23 protein-coding genes and 1 pseudogene are annotated in these 22,762 nt (G+C 59.0%); 7 read left to right on the forward strand and 17 right to left on the reverse strand.

Going from position 1 to position 22,762, the window contains the following annotated elements:
* Positions 1 to 391: 391 nt before the first annotated feature.
* From ACFFNA_RS32555 to ACFFNA_RS32615, 13 genes are all read right to left on the reverse strand, one after another.
* Positions 392 to 808, reverse strand: a complete 417-nt coding sequence (locus ACFFNA_RS32555) for a hypothetical protein (protein WP_378923871.1) — start codon at positions 806 to 808, stop codon at positions 392 to 394.
* 165 nt (positions 809 to 973) lie between these two features.
* Entirely contained in the window at positions 974 to 1,678 is a 705-nt protein-coding gene (locus ACFFNA_RS32560) for a hypothetical protein (protein ID WP_378923872.1), read from the reverse strand.
* A 14-nt stretch (positions 1,679 to 1,692) separates the two neighbouring features.
* Complete coding sequence (locus tag ACFFNA_RS32565; RefSeq protein WP_378923873.1) at positions 1,693 to 2,118, reverse strand: hypothetical protein; 426 nt, start codon at positions 2,116 to 2,118, stop codon at positions 1,693 to 1,695.
* Positions 2,119 to 2,122: 4 nt separating this feature from the next.
* Positions 2,123 to 5,602, reverse strand: coding sequence for a phage tail protein (locus ACFFNA_RS32570; RefSeq protein ID WP_378923874.1), 3,480 nt, complete (start codon positions 5,600 to 5,602; stop codon positions 2,123 to 2,125).
* Positions 5,603 to 5,669: 67 nt separating this feature from the next.
* On the reverse strand, positions 5,670 to 6,356 hold the full coding sequence (locus ACFFNA_RS32575; protein WP_378923875.1) for a hypothetical protein: 687 nt from the start codon (positions 6,354 to 6,356) through the stop codon (positions 5,670 to 5,672).
* A 166-nt stretch (positions 6,357 to 6,522) separates the two neighbouring features.
* Positions 6,523 to 7,218, reverse strand: coding sequence for an HK97 family phage prohead protease (locus ACFFNA_RS32580; protein WP_378923876.1), 696 nt, complete (start codon positions 7,216 to 7,218; stop codon positions 6,523 to 6,525).
* Positions 7,218 to 7,820 carry a hypothetical protein gene (locus ACFFNA_RS32585; protein WP_378923877.1) on the reverse strand — a complete coding sequence of 201 codons (603 nt, stop codon included), beginning with the start codon at positions 7,818 to 7,820 and terminating at the stop codon, positions 7,218 to 7,220. The genes ACFFNA_RS32580 and ACFFNA_RS32585 overlap by 1 nt, the downstream gene beginning before the upstream one ends.
* 83 nt (positions 7,821 to 7,903) lie before the next feature.
* Positions 7,904 to 8,308 (reverse strand): hypothetical protein, encoded by a 405-nt coding sequence (locus tag ACFFNA_RS32590; protein ID WP_378923878.1) that lies wholly within the window; start codon positions 8,306 to 8,308, stop codon positions 7,904 to 7,906.
* A 493-nt stretch (positions 8,309 to 8,801) separates the two neighbouring features.
* The gene (locus ACFFNA_RS32595; protein WP_378923879.1) at positions 8,802 to 9,668 is read right to left on the reverse strand and encodes an LvrA C-terminal domain-related protein; all 867 of its coding nucleotides are present in this window, start codon (positions 9,666 to 9,668) and stop codon (positions 8,802 to 8,804) included.
* The gene (locus ACFFNA_RS32600) at positions 9,665 to 10,897 is read right to left on the reverse strand and encodes an MT-A70 family methyltransferase (RefSeq protein WP_378923880.1); all 1,233 of its coding nucleotides are present in this window, start codon (positions 10,895 to 10,897) and stop codon (positions 9,665 to 9,667) included. Before ACFFNA_RS32600 ends, ACFFNA_RS32595 begins: the two co-directional genes overlap by 4 nt.
* Before the next feature lie 279 nt (positions 10,898 to 11,176).
* The gene (locus tag ACFFNA_RS32605; RefSeq protein WP_378923881.1) at positions 11,177 to 11,386 is read right to left on the reverse strand and encodes a helix-turn-helix transcriptional regulator; all 210 of its coding nucleotides are present in this window, start codon (positions 11,384 to 11,386) and stop codon (positions 11,177 to 11,179) included.
* 119 nt (positions 11,387 to 11,505) lie between these two features.
* The gene (locus tag ACFFNA_RS32610) at positions 11,506 to 12,228 is read right to left on the reverse strand and encodes a hypothetical protein (protein WP_378923882.1); all 723 of its coding nucleotides are present in this window, start codon (positions 12,226 to 12,228) and stop codon (positions 11,506 to 11,508) included.
* On the reverse strand, positions 12,225 to 13,514 hold the full coding sequence (locus tag ACFFNA_RS32615) for a tyrosine-type recombinase/integrase (RefSeq protein WP_378923883.1): 1,290 nt from the start codon (positions 13,512 to 13,514) through the stop codon (positions 12,225 to 12,227). The genes ACFFNA_RS32610 and ACFFNA_RS32615 overlap by 4 nt, the downstream gene beginning before the upstream one ends.
* 385 nt (positions 13,515 to 13,899) lie before the next feature.
* On the opposite strand from ACFFNA_RS32615, the gene ACFFNA_RS32620 reads away from it, so the two are divergent.
* On the forward strand, positions 13,900 to 15,171 hold the full coding sequence (locus ACFFNA_RS32620) for a DUF6538 domain-containing protein (protein WP_378923884.1): 1,272 nt from the start codon (positions 13,900 to 13,902) through the stop codon (positions 15,169 to 15,171).
* Here ACFFNA_RS32620 and ACFFNA_RS32625 read toward each other — a convergent pair.
* On the reverse strand, positions 15,153 to 15,365 hold the full coding sequence (locus tag ACFFNA_RS32625; protein WP_378923885.1) for a hypothetical protein: 213 nt from the start codon (positions 15,363 to 15,365) through the stop codon (positions 15,153 to 15,155). The genes ACFFNA_RS32620 and ACFFNA_RS32625 overlap by 19 nt on opposite strands.
* 60 nt (positions 15,366 to 15,425) lie before the next feature.
* The gene (locus ACFFNA_RS32630) at positions 15,426 to 15,632 is read right to left on the reverse strand and encodes a hypothetical protein (protein ID WP_378923886.1); all 207 of its coding nucleotides are present in this window, start codon (positions 15,630 to 15,632) and stop codon (positions 15,426 to 15,428) included.
* Positions 15,633 to 15,945: 313 nt separating this feature from the next.
* Here ACFFNA_RS32630 and ACFFNA_RS32635 point away from each other — a divergent pair, with 313 nt between their 5' ends.
* The 3 genes from ACFFNA_RS32635 to ACFFNA_RS32645 all read left to right on the forward strand — a co-directional run bounded on the left by ACFFNA_RS32635 (position 15,946) and on the right by ACFFNA_RS32645 (position 19,059).
* Complete coding sequence (locus ACFFNA_RS32635; RefSeq protein WP_378923887.1) at positions 15,946 to 16,458, forward strand: hypothetical protein; 513 nt, start codon at positions 15,946 to 15,948, stop codon at positions 16,456 to 16,458.
* A gap of 506 nt (positions 16,459 to 16,964) precedes the next feature.
* Positions 16,965 to 17,948, forward strand: coding sequence for a hypothetical protein (locus ACFFNA_RS32640; protein WP_378923888.1), 984 nt, complete (start codon positions 16,965 to 16,967; stop codon positions 17,946 to 17,948).
* Between the two features lie 313 nt (positions 17,949 to 18,261).
* Positions 18,262 to 19,059, forward strand: coding sequence for a hypothetical protein (locus ACFFNA_RS32645; RefSeq protein ID WP_378923889.1), 798 nt, complete (start codon positions 18,262 to 18,264; stop codon positions 19,057 to 19,059).
* 48 nt (positions 19,060 to 19,107) lie between these two features.
* Here ACFFNA_RS32645 and ACFFNA_RS32650 read toward each other — a convergent pair whose 3' ends face one another.
* Positions 19,108 to 19,794, reverse strand: coding sequence for a recombinase family protein (locus tag ACFFNA_RS32650; protein ID WP_378923890.1), 687 nt, complete (start codon positions 19,792 to 19,794; stop codon positions 19,108 to 19,110).
* A 172-nt stretch (positions 19,795 to 19,966) separates the two neighbouring features.
* Between ACFFNA_RS32650 and ACFFNA_RS32655 the strand changes: the two genes are divergently transcribed.
* The 3 genes from ACFFNA_RS32655 to ACFFNA_RS32665 all read left to right on the forward strand — a co-directional run bounded on the left by ACFFNA_RS32655 (position 19,967) and on the right by ACFFNA_RS32665 (position 22,100).
* Positions 19,967 to 20,473, forward strand: a complete 507-nt coding sequence (locus tag ACFFNA_RS32655) for a hypothetical protein (protein WP_378923891.1) — start codon at positions 19,967 to 19,969, stop codon at positions 20,471 to 20,473.
* Between the two features lie 662 nt (positions 20,474 to 21,135).
* On the forward strand, positions 21,136 to 21,264 hold the full coding sequence (locus ACFFNA_RS32660; protein WP_378923892.1) for a hypothetical protein: 129 nt from the start codon (positions 21,136 to 21,138) through the stop codon (positions 21,262 to 21,264).
* A 14-nt stretch (positions 21,265 to 21,278) separates the two neighbouring features.
* Positions 21,279 to 22,100, forward strand: a complete 822-nt coding sequence (locus ACFFNA_RS32665; protein ID WP_378923893.1) for a DUF3238 domain-containing protein — start codon at positions 21,279 to 21,281, stop codon at positions 22,098 to 22,100.
* A 53-nt stretch (positions 22,101 to 22,153) separates the two neighbouring features.
* Here ACFFNA_RS32665 and ACFFNA_RS32670 read toward each other — a convergent pair.
* Positions 22,154 to 22,237: pseudogene (locus ACFFNA_RS32670) on the reverse strand (SOS response-associated peptidase); the annotation flags it as partial.
* Between the last annotated feature and the right edge of the window lie 525 nt (positions 22,238 to 22,762).

Below are 22,762 nucleotides of genomic sequence, written 5' to 3' on the forward strand. Positions count from 1 at the left end.
ATCCTTGACGTGCATGGGTTTCTCACTGGGTTTGGGCTTATCACGGCCCGCATGGCGATCGGCGCCAAAGCCGGGGGGTGATAACTCGCCAGTGGGACGAGCCGGTGGCTTTTAACCGCGAGGTCTGGACAGCACCACCGCCCCCGGCCTATGAATGGCCGTTCGCGGCAGCCGCCAAGCTGCGCGTCCTCCCGATAGTCGGGAGATACGACTTAAGATCGCGCCAACGATTTTCGGTCGCCACTGGTCCGGGTTATCACGCCCACGGACAGATTCCGCTGATTTGCCACAATCGTCAAGCGCCGCCCTTCGGGGCGATGGCTTGCTCGCCCCCGCTATCCGCGCGAGCATGGCGAATCGAATGGAGAACAATCGGAATGGTTGAGAGGAATTACAATCGGGAGCATGTCGCGAAAGGCGGAGCAATCTCCGGCGGTAGCGACGGCTTCGAAAAGCTGAGACGCCGGCCGCCCTGATCCGCCGTTGCATGGCGTTCTCCCGCCCCTTGCGCATTGATCTCCCGCCGGCGTTCCTCGGCGCGATCGGGCTCCGCCGGCGCCGGCAGCACGATGTCAGGCCCGGCGAAAATCAGAAGCAAAGCGCTCGCCATCGCCTGCTGGGTGCTGCAACCTGGTTTGACGAACTGCGCCCAGGTCCGGATCTGGCCGAGGTCGATCGCGTCGAAGAGGTCGGCGCGGATCTCGACCAATCCGGACAGCACGACCGACGAAACCGGGGTGATGACGTCGCCCTGCAGCTCGGCGGCGTTGCCTTCACTTTCGCAGATCAGACGAAGCACCAGGCGCAAATGATCGGCGCCGTGCGCCTGGCCGATCCGTTTGAGAAGTCTTCGGGCAGAAACACACCTTCGGCCGGCCGCCCATCGCGCCGTGAAGCGCGGGCTTCAGAATGCGGATGCCGCACCGCTCAGCGACCTCGTGGACGTCGCAAGGGAACCGGGCGGCGGCGAGCCTCATGCGCTCAACCCAGGCAGATCGGCCGGCAGTTTGGCGGGATACAGCGTGATGGAACGGATATAGCCATCTGGCCAGGCGTCGAAGCGGCCACCGATGCGAACCACGGCAAGACCGTTGGTGGCAAAGCCATCTGCGGCGGAATACGAAAGGTCGGCGGTCAGCGCCGTCGAACCGTTGATGGAAACGGCATAGCCCCACATGCCGCCGCCAAGGTCGCGCCCGAGCGTCACCGCGAGGCGATTGGTGCCTGACGACAGAGCCTCTGCCACCTGATCGCTGAAATCCAGCGCATCATAGTCGGCGATATAGAAGTCATCGTTCGGTGTGTTGCGATTGAGGTTGACCCGCTCGACCTCCAGTGACCAGTCGGGCGCCCCAGTCCGATCTTCGAACGAGATGAGGAAATGTGATGTCGAGAACGCGCTGTTTGTGGTCTGCGAGAACTCGAAGACGATGGTCATGCCGGCGGTCAGTCCGGCTTCGAATTCGTCGAAAAGCACACCAGCCGCAAGAGGCAGGTTGGATGTCGTGATCCGCATCCCGTTGCCAGAAATGTACGATGGATCGAAACCACCCCCAAGCAGGTCGCTAACGCTCTGTTCGGCGCCGTCCGCGTAATAGAAGCCGTTGACGAAATCGAGGAACGCAACCGCGCCATCCGGAACTTCGGGAGGCGGCCCAGCGCTCACCTGCGAAGACATGAAGCCCGCCGTAATCATGCGAACCTACCGAAAGCGGCCCACGAATCCATCGTGTCGGTCTGAATGAAGGTAGCGCCAACCCATCGGCCATCCAAGGTCACGCCAACGTCCCCGTTGATAGTCGCTGCACCATCCGCGGTGATCGTGACAGCGCCGACGCCAATGCCGACAACCGCGAATGTGAAGCCGGCCGGGAAAGCTACATCGCTATTCTGGGGCAATGTCACCGTGATGCTGGACGCGTTGTCGAAGGTCAGCAACTTGCCCATGTCCGAAAGCTGGAGGGTGTAAGTCGTGCCTGTCTGCGGATTGGGCGGCGTGATGCCGAACTGCGAATAGAGCTCGGTGAAATTGTCGTTGATCATATCGCCGCCGGCCCTGGCTTTCGTGCCGGTTCCATCGTTGGCGGTCGTGCCGAGATTGATAATTTGCTGGCCCATAAACCTACTCCTGGTCGAAACTGATGATCGTGCTATCGAACGTCCACACGTCGGAATCGAAGGTGGGCTCGTAATTCAGCGGGATGCCGGCTTGGGCTCTGTAGCCACGCCCAACGACCGCGCTCATCATGTAGACGCGGAAGTAGAGGATGTCGGGATAGCTGCCGAAGTCGGAAAGGATGTCGGCATCGGCGTAGTGGTACGAGTTGGTCGTGACCGGGATTGCCGCCCGAAGGATGGTCGTTCCATCGACATCGAGGATATCGATTTCAAACGCGAGCGTTGCTTCGCCGAAGTTGGCCGGATTGAGCCCGGTTGCCAGTCTCGACCGGTAATCCCATGACAGATCGATGCCGTCCGGAGACCCCATCACGGCATCAAGATTGACGCAGGCATAGGGTGTTTCCGCAGCCCCCCGGATCACATGCGGACGCACCACACCAGTTGATGGGTTCTGCCCGATGCCGATGGCCTTGTAATATTTCGTCTTGTCCAGATCGGCGAGAGGATGCGCGACCGCCTTCAGCCAATCCGCGCTGATCATCAGGAAGATATCGCCGACCTGGTGTTGATCCGCGAACACCTCCGTGCCCCTGTGGCCTCGCACAGCGAGGCCGGAGAGCGTGAAGGAGCCGTTCCCGTTGTCAGTGACCGTCTTGTAGCCGACGCCCTCCCATCGGCTTTCCGTGCCGATATAGGCATAGTTCTGGCCGGCGACGACCTGATCCTCGGTCTTGTTGACCAGCAATGAAGCATCGCCAGCGGTGAGTCGGAACGTGACCGTCGATGCATCATCCAAGGCAAAGGGGTCGACCGGCGCATTCAGCATCGTCGTGCAGATGCCGATGACGCCGCCATGCGGAGCCTGGGTAAGCAGAGCAGAAAGCTGCGAAGCGACATCGCCCCTGTAGAGAACACCACCAGCCCAATGGGCCTGTCCCCTGCCGGCGACGACGCCGTATTGTCGAAGCCCGGTGCCACCGAGATCATCGGCGTAACGGAATAGCGGGACATCGAGATGGATGTATTGCGTCGCCAGGCTGATCTGCGTGATTATCGATCCAATCGATGTCACTGGGGTAATCGTGGTTGCAACCCTGGTCTGGAATTCCAGCGAGACGATGTCGGCTGTAAGATTGCGGTCCATCGCGACACTGTCGATCTGGACGGTGTATGTGATGGCGCCTGACGGAACCGAGATCACATCGCCGGGGAGATAGACCGGTTTCCCTGTGACCGAAAACGAATGGTTGCGGCGCTTCGCCTGGAGATCGAAGAATTTCTGAGTGACGAAGGTCTGCGCGTCGAGATCGGTCAGCACCAGCGGTGAGGTATAGCGTTCCGTGCGGATCGAATTGTTGATGGCCGGCATGGCGAAAGAAGCCGGCCGCGACGTGTAACCCTGATCCTTCGAGATGTATTCTAGTTCGACCCTAGCCACTGAACGGATCGTGGCGTCGTCCTCGCTCTTAACCGCCTCGCTATCGCCGAACACCAGATCAGCCGTAGTGACGGCATCATCCAGCGCAAAGCCTGCATCCCGGCCGGGCTTCTTGAAATAGAAACCATTGCCGGTGTCGGCGAAGGCAAACGTATAGATATCGGCGATCGATTGCAGGGCAGTACGGACGTTGGTGTCGCTGGCGATGACGAAGCCATATCCGGAAAGCCCGGTGAAGCCGTCGAAGGTCAGCTCCTCGGGCGGGTACCCGGCAAGGAACATGACCTTGGTGACCATGGTTTGAAGCGTGATCGACCCCGGCAACGTGTTCGGCTGCCGATGCACGGTCCAGACATATTCGCCAAGGGCGGTGATGTAGCTCGCGATGTTCTGGTCGGCGATCACGTAGGACATTCTGGTCGCGTCTTCCGCCGTCAGGTTTGACGCGTAGGTCGAGACCGACTTGTTACCGATGTCGAGTTGGTAGATGTCGAAATGCGGGAAGGTCGTTTGCCTAAGCATCAGCACATAACCAGGGCGACTGATGAGGCGATCGTGCAGAACTGGAATCAGGGCACCGACGTTGAAGTAGCCATCGCCGGCATCGAACGTATCGATCACCGCGCCGGTGTCTGGGTTGAGGTAGAGGAACTGGTCGATCGGCCCCGTCAGCGACACCTGCACAATGAGATAGCCCGTCGCTGGATCGAACCAGAGCACGTTGACGGAAAGGGTTCTGAGGCCCGTCAGGCTGGCGACGAGGACCGCCGACCAGGCATCGCCATCGAACATCAGTTCATGGATTTCCACGTCTCCTGTAAAGCTTGCGTTGGCGGAAAAGAACGACGTGAATCCAGACGTCACCCTGCCTTTGACGGCAACATAGGTGTTCGGCCCAGAGCCCAGGATGTTGGAAACATCGAGTGAGCCTGTGGCAGGATCGAAAACAGCCGCCATGCAGTTCGGCGCGTCGTCAAAGCTTTCGCCGAAGAACACCCATTTCTGGCCGATCTGCTGACCGGTGAGCCAGACCATGTTTTTGGTGTCGACATAGGAGGCGACGAGATGACCGGTCGCGGCGTCATAGACCGCTGTCAGCTTCGGTGTAACGAGCGTTGCGAGGTGGACGAAGACCAGACCGCTGCCGTTCATAGCGATGGGAACGCTCAACTGGTATTCAACGACATCCGGTCCCGCCGTATACGGTGCCGAGCCCTCCAGCGGCACCCGATAGAGCTCCAGCCTCGTATTGATGTCCAGAACGGCAAGCCAGACCCCGGCGAGCCCCGGAATGTCGGTCGGCTCGAGAAGCTGGTAAATCACTCCCTCTGCCGGGTCATAGGCGGACCCGTGAGGGAAGGCATCAACAACACCGCTGGGATGTGTCCCTGTCCAGACGATCGGCCCGCCTTCCGGGGTTTCGGTCGCCGCGTTGGAAATCACGCACTTGACCGTCGGCGGACTCGTCGCCGCGAACCCGTCGAGATATAGCATGGCGAAATTCTGCCAGGCTCCCGCATTGGCGCCGATCACCTTCGACGTGATGGGATCGATGGCGGTGTGGTTGCCGCCGTAGAACCGGAACTTCTCCGAGGAACCGATGCCTTGCTCGGCATCATAGATCACCTCATCGTTTACCTCGACGCGGATCAGGGTATAGCCATCACCAAAGGGATCGTAGGCCAAGAGATAGCCCAAGGCAGCCACTTGCGAAGACCCCTGGATCGGGACAAGGGCAACGCGGGAGAATGGATCATCGTTGAGCCAAGCCGTGCCGCCGACGTCGCTTAGACCCTGTAGCGTATGCAGCTTGACCTGGGTGTAGCCGGTGACCGTGGTGACGGTTGAAGCTCCGCCGACAACCGGGATGCCGTCAACCTTTCCAGTCCCGATGACGATCGGGATTTGCCGCCCCAGCACGGACGAGAACGAGAACGGCGCCGCGGCGGCAACAGGATCGGGCTGCTTGGTCTGCTCCTGCGTGGTCGGACCAAAATGGATCGTGTTGCCGGTGGTGTTGCCGGGTGTCGCGAACCAGACCATCAGGCGGCGCCCTGCACTTCGGACTGGGTCATGCCGGCGTGCGCGGCGGCGAGCTGCCCGCGGGCTGTCATTGCGGTGCCGCCTGTTTTGGGCGGATTTTCTGGCCGATAGTATCAGGCCACTGCCGCAACCGTTTCGTGGCGACGCCCTCCATGTAGACCATCGTGAGATCAACATGCCCACCGACGAGGTGCTGATATCCGGCTGCACCCGGCTGACTTGTGCGCTCCTGCCGAAGGACCTCGAATAGATCAGCTCCCCGATCGGAAAAGAACTCCGCCCCCATCGACTCGAGATCCGCCAGGATCCGTTCGAACGCCGCGGCGCCGGCGTCAGATATCATTGGCGTGGCGGAGAATTCTTCGACCTCGACGAGCTCAAGCGGCTCAAACCGAGGGTCGAGGTTGTGAAATGGCGCGTAGACTTGGCGGAAGCCTTTCGTTTGGGAGTAGCCCGCGACCAAGATCCCGGCACCGTTGGCCAGCGCTGTCGCGTCGAGACGCCGACGCTTGGCGATCGACAGCTGAATTTCGAGATAGTCGATCGCGGTGTCGACGGAGGCCAGATGGACGATCGCTTCAGCGTGACACTGCTGGAGATCCCAGTTGCCATTTCCGGTTACGGCAAACGGCGCGTGGCCGGCTACCCAGACCTTCGAGGCGAGTTCGCAGACGACGCCATCGGCATCGTACACCGCACCATCGGACAGGATCACAATCCGATCCTGAAAGGCGAGGCTGTAAATGGCGGACATTAGCGGCCCTCCGGTCGCCGCGAGAGCAACGAGATCCCGCCTGGCATGATTGTCGCCGAGAGGGGCCGCTTGGACGCCCGCGCCGGCGGGAAATCCCGAAAACGCCGGCGCGAGCTTTTGTCCGGCACGACCCGCATCCAAAGGGTCCGGACAAATTTGAGGGCGATCATTTCGTGGCCAGGCCTGTGAGCTGATCGGCGAAACTTCCAAGGGCCCGGCGAAAGGCCACCGAACTCCATTCATCGGCGAGCGTCTTCGACTCGCACATCTGCCGTAGCGTGCGCGAATTGTCGTTAATGACAACGCAGTACGCTTCTCTCACGCAGCCCTTCCCGGGCGGACAGATGGTAATTTCATCAAGGCTGACATCGCGCAGGAACCTGACCTTGTGGCCGTCGATGGTCCGCACCTCGTCCTGGACGACACGGTAACCAACAGACATTCCGGCAGCATTCGTGCGTGCCAACGCAATCGCTTCATCGGCGGGATCGCCCGCGGAGAGCGCACATCGGAAGGCGAGGCCAACGTCGTCGGCGAGCAATTCGAGACTGTCGGCGGTTGTCGCAAGGCATTTGATTTCGTGATGGCGAACGAGAAACCGAATCGCGCGTCCGTCATGGAGGCCGCGAGCAAAGCAGCCCGGAGAAAACACCTCGATCTGTTTGCCTTCATGGTCGAGGTGTACTTTGTTGAAGACGCTCGCGTAGCCGCCCAAGGTGATGCGAAGTCCTGGGCGCGGCTCCGCTGGAGGTCGGCGCTTCATCTCATCCATCGCATATTGCGGTCTTCCGCGGGACTTGCCGTCCCACATCGTGATGAAGCCGCCGCCCAAATAATGCATTTCCCCTTCGTCATCGCTCATCAGCGTAGCTCCTCAGGAACAGTTTCGGCCTTCAGATAGCCCAGCCTCGTGCCACGCCGCAGTTCTTGGGCAATCACGCCAGTGCGATCGAGCGAACCGTCGAGCAGATCGTCGCCGACGTCGCTGAGCGACAATGCCGAGGCGCCGGAGCGCTCGATTTCAAGCCGAAGAAGGCCGATGTCGACACGTGTCTGCGCGGCCGTGGCTAACTGGCTGTAAAACGTCTTCGCAAGTTCGCGGTGCTCGTCGGCGAGGCTTGCACAGACCAGGCCGGAAGCTCGCGTATACTCCTCCGCCCGTTGAACCTGCAGCTGGTGAATGGCTTCCTTGTTGAGGCGCCGCTCTTCCTCGATGTCGGCGATCTGTGCGCCAAACTGCTCGCTTACCGACGCACGCGGCTCGAAGGGCTTTCCAGCGATGATGTCGCCAACCCGATTTCGGTGCTCGCCGTCTGCGGTGGCTCCCCAATTCGACATCGCTGTTGCGATTTCGGACTTGCGGCGGTTGAGCTCGTGCTCGCGATCGAAGAGCTCGGCGAGCCGCGACGCGATGCGCGCATATTCTGGCGACACACTCTGCAAGGTTGGGATATCACGCGGCATCGACAGCTCCTTTGGTGAGCCCCGAGGATGGGGATGATTCTTGGAAACGAATACCCCCTAGCTCATTTCCAAAATTGGGATGGTTACGCACCCTTCAAAATCGCCTGTAGACGCCGCCGACCAGGCACCCGTTGGCCTGATCGAAGCGCAGCGAAGGCACCGGCTTTCGGTGTGTTTGCGTAGGCCTCGGGCATCTGCTCGAGCCGGTGATCGAACAGCCGCCAGGTCGTCGTCTCGTACTGGAGAAGCATTTCGTGCAGTTGCTTGCATCGGCTCCAACGGGAGCCGAGGTAGAAGCTGGCTGCCTCTCTGATCGCGTCATCGCGCCCTCTGATCGCCTTCTCCGTCGCCGGCGATCGCTGGCCCGCGGCGGCCGGCCGACGCAACTCGCGCAGCGCGCGCTCAAACCGCTTGTCGCCGGACTGGCGAGCGAGTTGCTCGAGCCAGTCGGCGATATCATCGATCGACGAGTAGCCCTTGAGGCGCATCTCAGGCCTTTCCGTCAAATCGAGGTGCTTTAGGGTATGGAGAACCCTCGACCTTTGGCCCGCGCGGGCGAGAATATACTCCCAGGGCCTCCTCGAACTCGCCCGCCTCTGCTCGTGCCCTCAAATCGGCAAGCTCCTGCTTGGTAGCTGCGTTGTAGGCATTCGAGTAGCGTCGCCGGCCCTCCTTTCGGCATGCCCCGTCGCATCTTGTCGATGGCGTCCGCCGCCCAACCTGAACCGCCTCGAAGTCTTTGCCGCAGACAGCGCAGGTGACGGTAATCAGGCGGCGCTCGACCGTTGTAATTAAATGGTCGTTGGATCCTGGTCGCGTAAGCTGCGACTGCCTTTTCATCAACCGTTTCAGTGACTTATCGATAACCATCTCAGGCTCCTTGGCCATACTCCAAAATCCGCCCACCAAAGAAAAAACCTCTGAATGAGCCCGAAGCGGTTGGAGCCCCCATTCGACCCAGAGATTTAGACCCCCCGGCCCTCATTGTTGCTTGGCCCCACCACCGAACAGTTCTGGGTACAGGTCTGGGCGGCTGAGCTGGAAGCGCGACGGCGGTGCTGCTGCTGCTGGCCGCGATGGCTTTGCCATCGCTGGTCCGATCGGCGGCGGCCGCTCTGGCAGCGCCTGCCACATTCGCTCGGCGAGATACTTGGCCAAGCTGCAGATCAGGTTCCTGCCCGCCGATCGATTGACCGCGATGAACCTATCGATCTCGTTTGCCGCATCGATACGATCCCTCATCGGCAGTGCGTCCCATGCCTTCCGCGCTGCCTTGGGACTGTCGACGACAGGCCAGCGCTTGAGTGCTTTCTCAAAGTCATCCATCGGGCGCTCTCTTTCTATTGATGAGTCTTCTGAAGAGTCGGGGCGCATGGGTGCGCCCCGTGGGGGCGCATGGGTGCGCCCCGTCTCATGGGCGCTACGGGGTGCATGGGTGCGCCCCGTCTGCCGGGTAGTACGGGGCGCATGGGCGCGCCCCGTCTCGCCCTTCTTCTGTCGGCGCTCGTCGGCCTTTTTGAATTCTGGCAACTTGGGAAATGTGTCCAATCGAGCGACGTTCATTTCGTAGCGCCTGGTCATGCCGGGGGCGCCGCCCTTGTCATTTCCCACAACCCGAAACCACCAATTGCCCGTAGCCTCATCCGCAGGTGCAACCGGCATGAGAGAGCGCAGGATGCGTTTGGCCTGGGACCGACTGACCCGCATGGCTTCAGCGAGCAGGTCGATCGAGGGATAGAGGCTATCACCGTCGTCGTTGCACCAGTTCGCCATGACGAGCATGCAGGTGAACTTGCTGCCGGCCACCGGCGCGCGCTGGATGACCTTGGTCATGACGTCGATGCTCATGCTCGCCGCGCCTTGCGCGTCTTCACGGCGCCCGCCGATTCGAACCCCCACACATCCCAGCCAGGCCGCGCAGCGCGCGCGAATAGTTCCAGCTTGGCGAGGCCGGGGAACAGCTTCTCGATCTGATGCGCGAACCAGTCGGGCTTGGCCGAATGCTTACCCTTGCGCTCGCGATAGACCGTCTCCGGCTGGGTGCCGGGCAATGGTGCTGCGATGTCGCCGCGGCGGCCGATGAGCAGGATCTCGTGCCGGTCGCGGCCCCAGTAGCCGGTGCCGGCGACCTCCTTGTCCCAGATCCAGTGATGCACATAGGTGAAGCCGCAAGCCTCAAGCACCCGCAACCCGTCGAGCAGCATCGGGTTCGTTGCCCACAGGAAGCAAACCGCCGGATGGTCGCCGCCGATCAGCCCGGCCAGCAACGCGCAGATTTCGTCGGTCGGCATCGTCGGATAGTGGTTTTCCGCGCTCTTCTCGCGCCCCGTCACTTCCGAGCGCACGGCATACTGCCAGCAGGGATCGCCGTAGTAGACCGGATAGATGCGCGCCAGCGCCTGCGGCGCGCTCTCGCGGCCGCGCTCGGCGATCAGCTCCATGTTGGTCAGGCGAACCGCATGGCGCACCTTCTGCCGCGCGGCGCGGATCTCTTTCGCCCGCGCGACAATCTGCTTTTCTTCGTGCGCCAGCACCTCGCGCTGCGCCTCGAGCGCCAGGTCGGACAGCGCTTCGCCGGCATGCACGGTGACACGGCCATCACGGATCGCCTCGACCAGCTCGGGAGCGCCGTGGTCGCGGATGCGCCTTGCTGCCTTCACTGCTCGCTCGGAAATCGAGAGGCGATCTGCTGCTTTCCGGGCGGGCATATTTGCACCCCCAGCATGCTGGTTCATTCCGACTTCCCAGTCGACGATCTGCGCCGCCACCATGGCGCGCTGGCTTTCGGTGAGGTGGCGGCGGTGCAGGTTTAGCGACAGCACGAAGCCGAGCGGATCGTCGCCGTCATAGTCGACGAAGCGAGGCTCGATATCGGCGAAACGACAGGCCGCAAGCCGGTTGCGGCCATCCAGCACCATGCCGTTCAGCAGCACGATCGGCTCGCGCTGGCCATAGGTGACGATGTCGTCGGCCATCTCGCGCATTTCATTTTCCGGCAGAAGCGGGAACAGTTCCGCCAGCGGATGATGAGGTAGCGCCAAGAGCGACTGATTTGCCGTCTGGGAAACGCGCGGCATTATTTGCGTTCCCCCGACCGCGTATCACGCAATACAGCGATCGCCTGCAACGGCGTTAGACCAAACCGGCGGCGTAGCGCCGGGATGATCGGATGTTCGCATGTCGCAGCATTGGCGCGATACCAGGCCGCTGCAACGTCGATTGCCGCGCTTGATTGATGGCAAAGGCCGGTCGTGCCGCCAATGGGAACCGCACCGCCAGTCATGGGATCAGCCCTAGAAGGATTGCGGCCACGAACAGGACGGCGGCCCCGGCAATGACGTAGGGCAGCGCGCGCATCAGGCGGCCTGCTCGTCGCGCTCGGCGACTGCCCGTTCGATCACGGCGATCAGCTCGTCGCGGCGCCAGCGGTTCGTCGACTGGTTCATCTTGAGCGGTCGCGGATAGCGGCCCGAGTTGATGCCGCGCCAGAGTGTCGATCGGTGGATCGGGTTGCTCTCGCCGCCGATGATCCGGCACGCGGTCTGTTCGTCCACAAGGTCAATCATTTTGCCGTTCCTCACATCTAAATGATGCGAGGAAGTTCAAGCAATCGCGGCGTGCGGTGTAGGCGAGAATGCCGAAATATTTAGTGCTGCATTCTCCCCTTGCCAGCCGCTAGGCCATGTCAGGCAAGGCTTTTGATCAGTTGAGCCGCCGCAAATTCGTCAAGCAAACCGCTGCCCCGCAGGGTTTCCCCCAATTCTTTATCCGCGAAACTCAGCAAGGGATTTGTCGCATCGCGGACGAAGCGCGCGGCCGGCCCGCCTTCTGTCCCCTTGCCGGCCGGTTTCCCGGTCCACATATGCCAGAAGCACATGAGTTGCGAAACGAAAGCGGAGAGCGCTCTTTGCTTGGGCCTCCGCAGATGATCGGCGCGGTGATACGACTTCATCCAGTTGCGGACGAGCTCCTCATCTTCGATGATCTCACCAAGCAACTCCTCCAGGGCATCGTGCTTGTAAATAGCATCGCCCGATACATGACGGATGCCGAGCAGCTCGATACCGAAAAAGGCGGTCGCAAAATTGCGACGGTAGCTATTTGGTGACGCAAGAAGGCGCTGCAGCTTCCGGGCCAGGTTCGCGATCTCGGCAACGACGGTCAACTCGGCGGAAGGCGTTGCGGTCCTATAATTGTTCTCCTTCAGCGCCTCCATCGCCGCCCATTCGACCATCCTCGATACGTAGCCTTCCTTGTCCGACAGAAACTGATCCGCGTCAGGAAATGAGACTAGTCGCGCCCAATCACTGGGGAGAGCATCGAGCCAAGTTGCGTCTGGCACTGCGGCGGCGAGTGCCACACGTTCGGGTGGCGAGAAATGAAATTCCGGCACCTGAGCAATCTTCATCGCCGTACGCCATGCATGCCGATTACCTTCGCAGTCTGCTGCTGCGCAAGGATGCCGACGAGCCTGGCCGCCCAAAGGTCTAGCGCCTCGCGCTTCTCCTTCGCGTAGTCATATCGGGCATAGACGCGGCTGGTGATGCTGGCCTTCGTCGCAGAGACGTGGTTGAGCACGTGCCCTATGATGAAAGGCGAAATGCCTATCTCCTCCATGTGAGTTGCGGCCGATCTGCGGAGATCGTGCGGCGTCCAGGGAGCAATGCCCATGATGGTTGCCACGCCGCGCTTGACCACTTCCTCGCGCTTCACAGCCTTCGGGATCGAAGCGCCGGTGACCGAGGCACGGCTTCCAGGTCCTGGGAAAATGAAAGGAGTCGGCGTCCGGTCTTTGCGCTCGTCCAGCGCGTCGACCGCTGCGATCTGTTCGCGGATGATTGCCACGGCCATGTCGGACAACGGCACGGCATGCTCGCGCTTGTTCTTTGCGCGAGCGGCCGGGATTGTCCACAGGCTCCGTTCAAGGTCGAGTTCGCTGCGGACTATTCCTGCGACCTCGCCCACGCGCTGTGCTGTGACTAGGCAGAGGCGAAGAATGCGCCGCGTTGATTCCCGCATGTCGGCATCGGGGATCGCTGCCCACATGGTTTTGATTTCGCCCGCCGAGAGCACGCGGTCACGCTCGGCCGTCTCTGTCGGGCGCCTCATGCCTTCCACAAGGTTCTCGTCGAGGTCGCCTCGCCCGCGTGCCCACCGCACCATGGCTCGCATGTCCTCGAATATGCGATTGGCCTCGACATGCGCGCCCCTGTCCTTCACGGCATCGATGCAGCGGGTCAGGTCGCGGCGGTGGAGGTCGGCCAGCTTGATGTCGCCGATGACATCGGAAACATTCTTGCGAAGGCGTCGGGCAATCTCGTCGCCGGAGCGCTTGGTCGAGGCGTGGCGGGAGACGTAATTGTCTATCAGATCGGCGACGGTCTGAGATGCCGCCAGCGCGCGTTTCTCGACGAGCGGGTCTTGGCCCTCGCCGATGCCGCCGCGCCCCTCCCTGGCCTTCTCCCGCGCCTTGCCGAGCGTCAGTTTTGGATCGCCTTCGCCATACCGCCCGATCTTCATTCGGGCTCGCTTGCCGTCGGTCGGCCGCGTGTAGTTGAGATAGAAGGTCTTCGCGCCGCCGGCAGATGCCAGCAGCGAAAGCCCCTTTACCACGGTGTCAAAAAACTCCGCCTGCAGACCCCTTGTCGGCTTTGCTGTCTGGCAAAACCTATCAGTGAGTTCGACCTTTGGCATGTGCTGCACCCCGACCAACCGGTTTCGGTTATGTACGGGGTTATGTACGCCAATACATGCGCTTTGTCGATACGTCATGCGACACGCGGCAACATCATGCACCAGCGGATGCCTTGCATTGCAACGGTTTCGGTTGTATCAACATGTCGCAAGTCGATGCGTACAGGTGCTAAGGCAAACCTCTGTTAACCGGTTGGTCGCTGGTTCGAATCCGGCCCGGGGAGCCAATTGCTATGTCCGTAGCACGCTCACAAACTTCCCAAGCACTTGAAATTGCTGATTAATTCCCGCCAAACAAGCCGGAAGGCAAATCCGTATGCGGATATTTGCTAATCATTTCGCTAAACAACTTGCCATACACGACGCAGCCGAGCATGGTGACCGCATGAAGCTCATTCGTCGCAACCGCACCTTCCAACTCGTTCGCCGCGTCCCCAAGCGGTATGAAAGGATCGAACCCCGAAAGCAGGTTTGGATCAGCCTCCACACCGACTCAGAGACCGTTGCCCAACAGAAAGCGCCGACCGCATGGGCGCAAATGATTGAGGGCTGGGAAGCGATGCTTGCCGGTGCGACCGACGACGCCGAGCGCCAGTTTCAGGCCGCGCGTGAGTTGGCCCAAGTGCGCGGACATCGATACCTGTCCGCTGATCGGGTCGCAAAGCTGCCCCGCGACGAACTGCTTGAACGCGTCGAAGCCGTCACCAAGCTGACTGGCGACGCTGCCCAGATCGAAGCACGTGCGGTCCTTGGCGGCGCTCGCGAACCGGGGATCAAGATCAGCCGCGCGCTCGAATTGTTCTGGACGCTCGCCAAGCAGGACACCATCGGCAAGAGCGAGGATCAGCTTCGCCGCTGGGAACATCCGCGCAAACGCGCCATCGCCAACTTGATTGAAGAGATTGGCGACAAGGAGCTTGCCGACATAACCCCGGACGACATGCTGGACTTCCGCGAAACGTGGATGGACCGGATCATGGCCGGCGATGCGCAGCCCGACACTGCAAACAAAGACCTACAGCACATCGGCAACATCCTCCGCACCGTAGTGAAGATGAAGCGGCTTGGGCTTGTCCTGCCGCTCGACGGCCTTTCCTTCAAGGCCGACAAAGAGCGGACGCGCCCGCCTTTCTCCGTCGAATGGATCAAGACCAAGCTGCTCGCTCCCGGTGCGCTCGACAGCTTGAACACAGAAGCGCGGTGCATCCTGCTTGGCATGATCAACACCGGATATCGCCCCGGCGAAGCCGCTGGGCTCTTGCCACATCATATCCGGCTTGACGTGGACGTGCCGCACATCTCGATTGAGCCGGAAGGCCGGCAGCTTAAGAACAAGGTCTCCGAACGCTTCATTCCGCTTGTTGGGGTCAGCTTGGAGGCGTTCAAGCAGTGCGCGGCAGGCTTCCCGCGCTATCAAGCGTCAAGCGCCGGTCTGAGCGCCACCGTCAACAGCTTCCTACGGGAGAATGGCTTGCTGGAGACAGCGGAGCATACGCTCTACAGCTTGCGCCACACCTTTGAAGATCGCATGCTTGCGGCTGGGATTGATGAGCGCGTCCGGCGCGATTTGTTTGGCCACGCGCTTGGCCGGGAGCGTTACGGCGAAGGCGCAACGCTGGCGCACAAGCGTGACCTACTTCAAGCCATAGCCCTTTGAGCGGCGACAATTGCCCGTGCGCGGGCGATAGGGTCTCCCCTCTCCTCTTCGGCCGCAATCTCAGCTTCGAGTCGGGCGAATATCGGGGCATAGATCGCGTCTTCGACCACAAGCTTCGCCACCGTCGCACGGGCGGCTTTGAGCCTGCCAAGCGTGGAACCTTTATCGTCGGTTATGGTCGAATAATGCAGCATTGACTGATTTCATTACATAATTGGTTGCAACAGGCTTCAACTCCCCGAACGGCGGGAAATTCAACGGCTTCCGAGATGAGCGGCAATCCAGACGGCGGGCCAGACCGCCAAGAATAGCGCCGCCGCAACCAATGCGGCCGGCCGGAGCCGCACAAGATCGTCCAGCACAGCGCGTGAACCTGCGGCGTTGCGATTGGCAAAAATGCCCTGAAGGAAGAGACCACCCCCGGCGACCCATAGGCTGCCGGCCAACACAATCAAGCCCATTGAAAGCTCCTGTCTTTTGATCACGGCTGGAGCGTACAATAGGTTTGCGCAAAAGCAACAACAGCACGATGTTGGTCCAATTATAATTGGACCAACATACGAAGTCATTGTCAACAGCGTACAGAAGCGGAGATTTGCAACATGTTGCAAGATTTTTCTACAGGCTATACTTGTTGGACACTGGAGCCCGTCGGTTGGGGATGCTAGATTGAGGCCGCTGACCTATCCACTTTGAGCGGGGGCGGGTTTTTAGCCGGCACCGTGGTTCTGATCCTTGACCCCCGTACTGCCGACACCAATAAGGAATGAAATTATGTCATCGAACGTAGTCGTCGCGAGTGAGCTTAATCACGTCCTTGTTCAATTGTTCGCTTGGCGGCATGTGGTGCGGCGATGGATGTGGTGTATACCAAGTCGAGAGTTCGACGTGCTGATGTTCGTCCTAGACCAAACTCTATGGTGCGGGGTTTATGAGCGCGTATTTACACGCCGGTTCCTAGAGCATGGAGATTGGGACACGGGACCAGAAGAAACCCGAACCCACGGGCTTGGAATTGATCAACGCCATATTCGCCGGGCAATCGTCTCTCTGGAGAGCAAGGGCTTCATCAACGTGGACCGGACGGATATGTCTGAAGGTCTCTTGATCAGCCTCAGCCTCTATACCCTCTTCGGCGGCAACCCCGAGTCGATGCCTACACGCGTCATTGAAGCCTACGAATTTGACGCTCGCATGTCTGGGGTCGACCCGCGATCAGCACTCCCCGGGCAACAGCGCGGCAACGTGCCAACAGCCGAACCGGCGCAGCCGCAACAGGCGATCTAGGCAAACCTCACACCCCGGGGCGAAAAGCACACTCCCCGGGGGGCGGCAATCACACTCCCCCCGGGGCGAAAACAACACTCCCCCCGGGGCGAAAACCACACCCCATTAAAGGAGAAGATACAGGAGACTATTTCAGAAGAAGATTTTAGAGCTACCGGCAACGCCCGCTAACGCGGTCGGCCGGTGCCCTGTTTCCAGCTTCTTCTTGGCTCTTCCTTCTTCGAGCGAAAGAAGGAGTCCCCGGTTCCGGCCGCCCCATGCCAACCTTCTAACCACCTGTGCACCGAGGACCCGATGAGGGTCGCGGTCAGTGCTATCGCCTTCGCCCGCACAACACGCTGTTGCGGTCTTCCGTAACTGGAGGCAATGTCTCCAACTGAGGAAACAGTCGGGGATAAATCATCGCCAGGCTGTTTCCGGTGCGGCAATCGTCTGAAACTGTTGACGGAACAGTTGGGGATGGGGAAAATTCTGTGACTTGGGAACACATCAAAATACCGAGGACGATGGATGTCGAAAAAATCCTGAGTATAGCACGGCTGATTGATCACTATGCAGACCGAGATCAGATCAGAATAGCATTCGAAGAAGAATCATTCTTTCCTCCGTTCGCCATGCTCTTCATCGGTGCAAAACTTCGGTCGGTACGCGAGCGAAATCCAGATCTAAAAATCGACCTCCGTCACCATCACACCCAAGCTTACGCCGCCCACATGGGATTCTTCCGGCTATTTGGTGTCGATTATGGACGAGATCTTGGTGAAGCGTGGGGAAGCGACAATTACATCCCAATTACCTGCTTGGATCGTGCAGCGCTCTATCGAGAGCCCGGAGACCGGTACGTTGAATTAGGGGATCTGATTCAGCGCAAGGCTGAAAGGATTGCCGGCGTTGTCACGCGCGGCCTTGTGGCTGGCGATCCTATGTTCGACGCGCTTGCCTATTCAATTAGAGAATTGATGCGCAACGTTTTCGAGCATAGCGAATGTGAGCAGGTCTACTACTGCACCCAATTTTGGCCAGCCAGCAACAGAGTTGAATTTGCGATAGCTGATTTCGGCATAGGCATTCGCCGAGGCTTAGGGACCAACCCAAATTTTCGCTTCAACACCGACAAGCAGGCCATCGAATGGAGCTTAATGCCTAGCGTTTCGGGAAAAACCCATATTGCCAGTGATCGCGGTACTTGGACCAACTCTGGTTATGGCCTCTACATGACAAACCGGCTTGCCCGAAATGCAGGAGGCAACTTCGTATTGGCCAGCAAATCGATGGCAATCCACCTATCCCGCGCGACTAAGTACAATTATCAAACCTCGTTTCCTGGAACGGCTTTACGATTCAACATGAATCTGAGCGCAATCGAGGACGCTAAGGCAAAACTGGATCAATTTAGGCGGGAAGGATTCGATATAGCAAAGACAATTAAAGGCTCTGGAAACAGGCCGCCATCAGCGATGTCAGTGCTTCTTCGTCGCGACTATCGATAAGCCACCAAAATGCCTGCACCCGTCGCGGCTTTTTGTGGGGAATCATGAGCCGCAATACAACTGGCCAGCGTTGCACATTATAAAAGGTACCGGTTTTCAGAGCTTGGTTAGGTCAGGGCGACTGACAGACAAAGAACTACGAGAGCCCTTGTTGGCCTCGTCCTAGCCACGGGCCAGGATGCTGCCGCTGAGAGACGTTGCAACCCGTTGCAAAATTCTGCCGTCGGCAGAAGGGCGACCGACATGAGAGAGGGAGTTCATGAGGCTTTTTGCGACACGTGTGTGGGGCAATCCCGTAGTTGGGAGCATTCCCATGGCGACCTTTGGCAGCCAAGGTCACATGTCTCGATTGCTAGCGATCTCGGATCCGGGTGATCGCCTGGTTTTTGTAGGCACTAAGACGGAGCGCACTTCCCTGGAGCTTCAGGGCCGCATCCTAAGCATGGCTGAGTTTGGCCGCCTGCGGCTGCGCACTTTAGACTACTTCACAAAAGACCAGCTCGATCTGCGGGACTTTGATGCTCAAGGCAATTTCAAGTTCCCGCATGGTGTGCCGATCGTACGCGGATGGGTTTTCAACCCGCAGCCGCTTGCTAATGACTTGTTGAAGCAGCGTCTCACCATGCTTGCCACTCCGGGCGTAGAGGAGCTCACCGATCCCGCTGACATCGCCGCGATCTTAGCGCTGCCGTCGTCTCCCTTCGAACCACCACCGAACCAACAATTCGACCGAATGCGTCGCGTCAACGATGCGCTGAAACCTACGACAGGGCCGACGCCCTCGAACTCGACTTATGAGGTCGAGAAGTCGGCTATGGAGACGAGCTGGACCTACGCCATGCGTTTCGGCAGCACGAGCATATGGAAGATCGGGCACGCGTTGTCCGTGTCCGGGCGGCTAGGCGAGATCAATAGACACATCCCGTACGAGATCGGCATTCCTTTCTGGAAGATCGAGTTCCAGCAGAAATGGCCGGATGCAATTACCGCGCACGCCATGGAACAGAAGGTGCTTGAGATCTTGGACGCCAAGCGGACAACTGGCGAGCGGATTAACTGCTCGCAAAGGGAACTCGGAACGGCGTGGCAACGCGCTATCGTCGGGGACTAATTCCGATTGTCCAGCAGGTTCTCAAAGTTCGGGCGCAGGTCGCTCGAATCACGCGTCGTCGGTTATGTCCTTGTCTGGCACAGCCGAAGCTGAATTCACGGATCCCGCCATGAACCCCGTGGTTTTCGGTGCTCGCTTGGCCAATCTCGCGAGTGTTGAGCGTGAGCATCCCGTTGCCGAAATGATGGTGCTCCAGCTTTGCCCACTCGTGAGCATACTTTGAATCGCCTTGTTGCGTATCTTGTCTTCGGGACGGCCTCGGTATTTGCCCTCATCCTTAGCGTTTGCAATGCCTTGCTTCTGCCTACGGCGTCTGTCGTCATAATCCTTTCGGGCGATCGCCGCGATCATATCGAGCATCATGTTGTTGATTGCGTCCGCCATCCGGGATGTGAACTCGTCGCCATTTTCAGATACCATGCCCCAAGATGTCGGGAGATCGAGGGCGACTACTTTTATGCGCCGATCTCTGATCTCATCCTTCAGTTTGTTCCAATCTGTTCCGTTCAGTCTGCTCAGCCGATCCACTTGCTCGATGAGCAAAATGTCTCCTGGCTGGCAATCCGATAGCAACCGGAATAGTTCGGGGCGCGCGAGCGAAGCGCCACTTTCATTTTCCACATAGGTAGTTGCGATTTGTAGACCACGTTCCTTGGCAAACACGATGAGTTCGCCCTTGGCACGGTTCGCGTCCTGTTCTCTGGTAGAGGCTCGAAGATATGCGCGTACGAACATGCGACCCCGGTTCGATATGATTGGTGTTATATTGACCGGTACGATTAAGGTGGTCAAACGTTATTATCGTACCGGCTCAAAAGGCGGTCCGCTAAAGGCATACCCTTCCGGACACCTGTCATTGCCGTGTCGGCTCTGATACGACCCAAGGGTAGATTGAGGGAGCCGCCAAATGAATGAGAAGAATTATCGTCAACTTGCGGTTCGCATCGCCCAACAGGCTACGCCGGCCCAGAGTGACGCGCTCCAGGTTTGGGCGCTGAAGCTTCTCGATATTCGCAACTCAAACCTGCCTGTCCACCAAAAGGCAAAGAATGCCATCGCTGCGACGATCTCAAGCAAGTTCATCTGGCCAATTGTGAAAATCGTCGCATCACAGACCAAAAGTCTCGGCTGGGACAACCGCACTGCCGCCCAGCGATTGGGCCTCAGTGCTGCCGCCGTTGGCGTCGCAGTTTTCGGTGGTCAAAGCGCCGGGATTGCTGCACTTGGTGGGGCTGTTGGTGTGCCGCTATGGGTCGTGCTCGGCGCTGGCTCGATGTTCGCTCGCTACCTGTATGAGGAGCTCGCTATGCGCTCGGAAACCCAAAGCGGCGCATCCTACTCCGTAATAGACGCGGAGAAGATTGATCCGCAAAAAAAATGGCCCTTGTCTGATGTCAACGTTCGTTGTGCCTGACAATAAGCGGTTGGAGAGACGTTCGGGCCTCCCCGGTGTCCTAACACCCACGACCCGTCGAAGCCGCTCCAGCCGCTACCGTTGCACGAAAGAGGGCCTATTGGTAGGTGGGGCGCGGTCGCGGTTCCCATGAGTCGGCATAGCAACAGAGTGCAGCTCTCGTCGAATTTAAGCAAGTCGACTCACTGGGTAGGGCGAGAGCGGGTTTTGAACTCGACTACAGGTGTATTGTCAGATTTCGGCTTCTCCCGCAGATGATCTCTTTGATGCTCCTACCTGCCTTTTGGCCTGGCTGCTGCCCAAGGTAGTTGTGATCCAGCCTGGTTATCACTTAGCCGTGAGTTGCAATGGACGCTCCAACACATCTATGTTACCTTTCCTTACGTCAGCTATTAGATAGGAGACGTACATGCGGACTCTACTGATTGCCGCCTTTTTTGCTTCAACGTGTACAATCTGCTTTGCCCAGGAAGGAGCCGCGCCCGAAGATATCGGGCCAACCTCTCCTGCGCCGTCAGGTACGACCGAGAACGAAGCATATGTGGGGGACCACTCGACTGTGCTACTCCCCGGACCGGATGCGCCGGGACAGACTGGAACCACCTTTGGCAACGTACCGGATACCGTTGAACAGGCGAACCCCGACACAACCGAAGTCATAATTGACAACGGGGCCGGAAGTGACGCTGGAAGCGGTGATCCTGGCGGCAGCGATGCAGGAGGCGGTGACGCGGGCGGCGATACGGGGGGTAGTGATGACGGCGGCAGCGACAGCGGCGGTTGACTGTTAGCTAGTGGCCTGGATATGAAACTCCACGCGATCACCATTTCTTTAGCTTTGCTGGCCATTTCAGTGCCATCAGAGGCGAAAGATAGAATCGTCCACATTTGGGTAAAGGCGTTTATCCCTAGCAGCCACCCAACGCTGCCCAACTATATAAAAAAGACTGCCAAGGGCAGCTACGTGATAGATGCCCCTTCTCTTCCAGTCATAATACCTAGCGTCGGCGGCGAGCCGGCGTATTCAAAAGCCGTCGCGGACTATTTCCAAGAAGCTCTCGCGACGAGATGCTTCGAGACTGACAATCGTTCCTTCGATAATTCCCCACTCGCCTCAGCTCGCGTCACTGTCGAGCTGGCCGTTAAAACAAGCATTCGGGAAATTTCAATTGATAAGTACCAAAGTCGCGACAACGTTCGAATCGGTGAAAGCCGAAAGGTTAATTGCAGCACGGGAGAGCTTGTGGAGAAAGGAAAGACGGCACCAGCTTCTGAAGTGACGGTCGGAGGCATAAAGAAAGATGGCTGGTACAGGACTTTCTTTGTAAAGGCCGCCTCATCCAATCCATTTTACAATTTTGACTTTCTTGGATTGCCAAAATTGTCATTGGCACCTGATATTGATTTCTCCTTCTATGTTAAATTTGACCCATTAAAGCAGAAGATGTTCGTAAAAGGAACGACCGGAACTTTTCCAGCGTTTGAGATGTACGGGCAAGTTGATAGCGGTCCTATCAAGATTCTTTTGCAGCGCCCACCAGCCGACAGCGCCACTGCCGTCTCGTTGTTCGATGGCGCACTCGGAATCAATACCGTAAATTTCGAGGCGACAATCGATTTGCTGTAATTTCTTAAATAGGTGTCGCGTCCGGGCTTGCGCGGCTCGCACATCCTTCCCTAGACATCAAGTGAGGGATCAAGATTGCCTATGATGTCCCGTAGCGCACGGGTCCATTCGCGGATGGCATCTTGGATCGTGGTGATATTATAGAGGTTGCACCTGCGGCCAGAATTGCGGAATTGGCTCGTCTCTGCAACAGAGCTATTTACCGAGTTGGTCAGCCTGACAGATAACTTGATTGAAGGTCCGACCGTCAGTTGCCAGCCGCGAACTCGCTCATCACGAAGATCATCTGATTGATGGCTCTGTCCGGGCAGAAGCAGCGGTTTTCTTGCGTTGCTGGCGCAGATCGTCGGCCAGCACCCGCAGGTGCTTCTCGATCAGACAGTGCGCAGCCAGACCACCGCAGAAGATCGTGGCGATTAGGAACCCGCATACGAACCCGAGGAGCACTCCGGGCTGACCTAGAGTTATACCTCCTATGAGGCCGCCGAGCGAAAAGATGGCTAGTGCCATGATGGCATTATGAACCGCGCCGGGTTTTCCGGAGGCCGTTTCGTTTGGCACGCGGCTATGGCTGGTTCATCCAGCATGGCGTAGTAGCGTTCCTCGGCTTCGGCCGGCGGGATGTTGCCGATGGGCTCCAGCAGCCGGCGATTATTGAACCA

The sequence above is a fragment of the Mesorhizobium kowhaii genome (genome assembly GCF_042431665.1).
Lineage (GTDB): Bacteria > Pseudomonadota > Alphaproteobacteria > Rhizobiales > Rhizobiaceae > Mesorhizobium > Mesorhizobium kowhaii.

Excerpts from the sequence above, each read along its gene's own strand:
- ACFFNA_RS32560 (WP_378923872.1), bottom strand. The coding sequence starts at position 1,678 with ATGTCTTCGCAGGTGAGCGCTGGGCCGCCTCCCGAAGTTCCGGATGGC.
- ACFFNA_RS32565 (WP_378923873.1), bottom strand. The coding sequence starts at position 2,118 with ATGGGCCAGCAAATTATCAATCTCGGCACGACCGCCAACGATGGAACC.
- ACFFNA_RS32570 (WP_378923874.1), bottom strand. The coding sequence starts at position 5,602 with ATGGTCTGGTTCGCGACACCCGGCAACACCACCGGCAACACGATCCAT.
- ACFFNA_RS32575 (WP_378923875.1), bottom strand. The coding sequence starts at position 6,356 with ATGTCCGCCATTTACAGCCTCGCCTTTCAGGATCGGATTGTGATCCTG.
- ACFFNA_RS32580 (WP_378923876.1), bottom strand. The coding sequence starts at position 7,218 with ATGAGCGATGACGAAGGGGAAATGCATTATTTGGGCGGCGGCTTCATC.
- ACFFNA_RS32585 (WP_378923877.1), bottom strand. The coding sequence starts at position 7,820 with ATGCCGCGTGATATCCCAACCTTGCAGAGTGTGTCGCCAGAATATGCG.
- ACFFNA_RS32590 (WP_378923878.1), bottom strand. The coding sequence starts at position 8,308 with ATGCGCCTCAAGGGCTACTCGTCGATCGATGATATCGCCGACTGGCTC.
- ACFFNA_RS32595 (WP_378923879.1), bottom strand. The coding sequence starts at position 9,668 with ATGAGCATCGACGTCATGACCAAGGTCATCCAGCGCGCGCCGGTGGCC.
- ACFFNA_RS32600 (WP_378923880.1), bottom strand. The coding sequence starts at position 10,897 with ATGCCGCGCGTTTCCCAGACGGCAAATCAGTCGCTCTTGGCGCTACCT.
- ACFFNA_RS32605 (WP_378923881.1), bottom strand. The coding sequence starts at position 11,386 with ATGATTGACCTTGTGGACGAACAGACCGCGTGCCGGATCATCGGCGGC.
- ACFFNA_RS32610 (WP_378923882.1), bottom strand. The coding sequence starts at position 12,228 with ATGAAGATTGCTCAGGTGCCGGAATTTCATTTCTCGCCACCCGAACGT.
- ACFFNA_RS32615 (WP_378923883.1), bottom strand. The coding sequence starts at position 13,514 with ATGCCAAAGGTCGAACTCACTGATAGGTTTTGCCAGACAGCAAAGCCG.
- ACFFNA_RS32620 (WP_378923884.1), top strand. The coding sequence starts at position 13,900 with ATGAAGCTCATTCGTCGCAACCGCACCTTCCAACTCGTTCGCCGCGTC.
- ACFFNA_RS32625 (WP_378923885.1), bottom strand. The coding sequence starts at position 15,365 with ATGCTGCATTATTCGACCATAACCGACGATAAAGGTTCCACGCTTGGC.
- ACFFNA_RS32630 (WP_378923886.1), bottom strand. The coding sequence starts at position 15,632 with ATGGGCTTGATTGTGTTGGCCGGCAGCCTATGGGTCGCCGGGGGTGGT.
- ACFFNA_RS32635 (WP_378923887.1), top strand. The coding sequence starts at position 15,946 with ATGTCATCGAACGTAGTCGTCGCGAGTGAGCTTAATCACGTCCTTGTT.
- ACFFNA_RS32640 (WP_378923888.1), top strand. The coding sequence starts at position 16,965 with ATGGATGTCGAAAAAATCCTGAGTATAGCACGGCTGATTGATCACTAT.
- ACFFNA_RS32645 (WP_378923889.1), top strand. The coding sequence starts at position 18,262 with ATGGCGACCTTTGGCAGCCAAGGTCACATGTCTCGATTGCTAGCGATC.
- ACFFNA_RS32650 (WP_378923890.1), bottom strand. The coding sequence starts at position 19,794 with ATGTTCGTACGCGCATATCTTCGAGCCTCTACCAGAGAACAGGACGCG.
- ACFFNA_RS32655 (WP_378923891.1), top strand. The coding sequence starts at position 19,967 with ATGAATGAGAAGAATTATCGTCAACTTGCGGTTCGCATCGCCCAACAG.
- ACFFNA_RS32665 (WP_378923893.1), top strand. The coding sequence starts at position 21,279 with ATGAAACTCCACGCGATCACCATTTCTTTAGCTTTGCTGGCCATTTCA.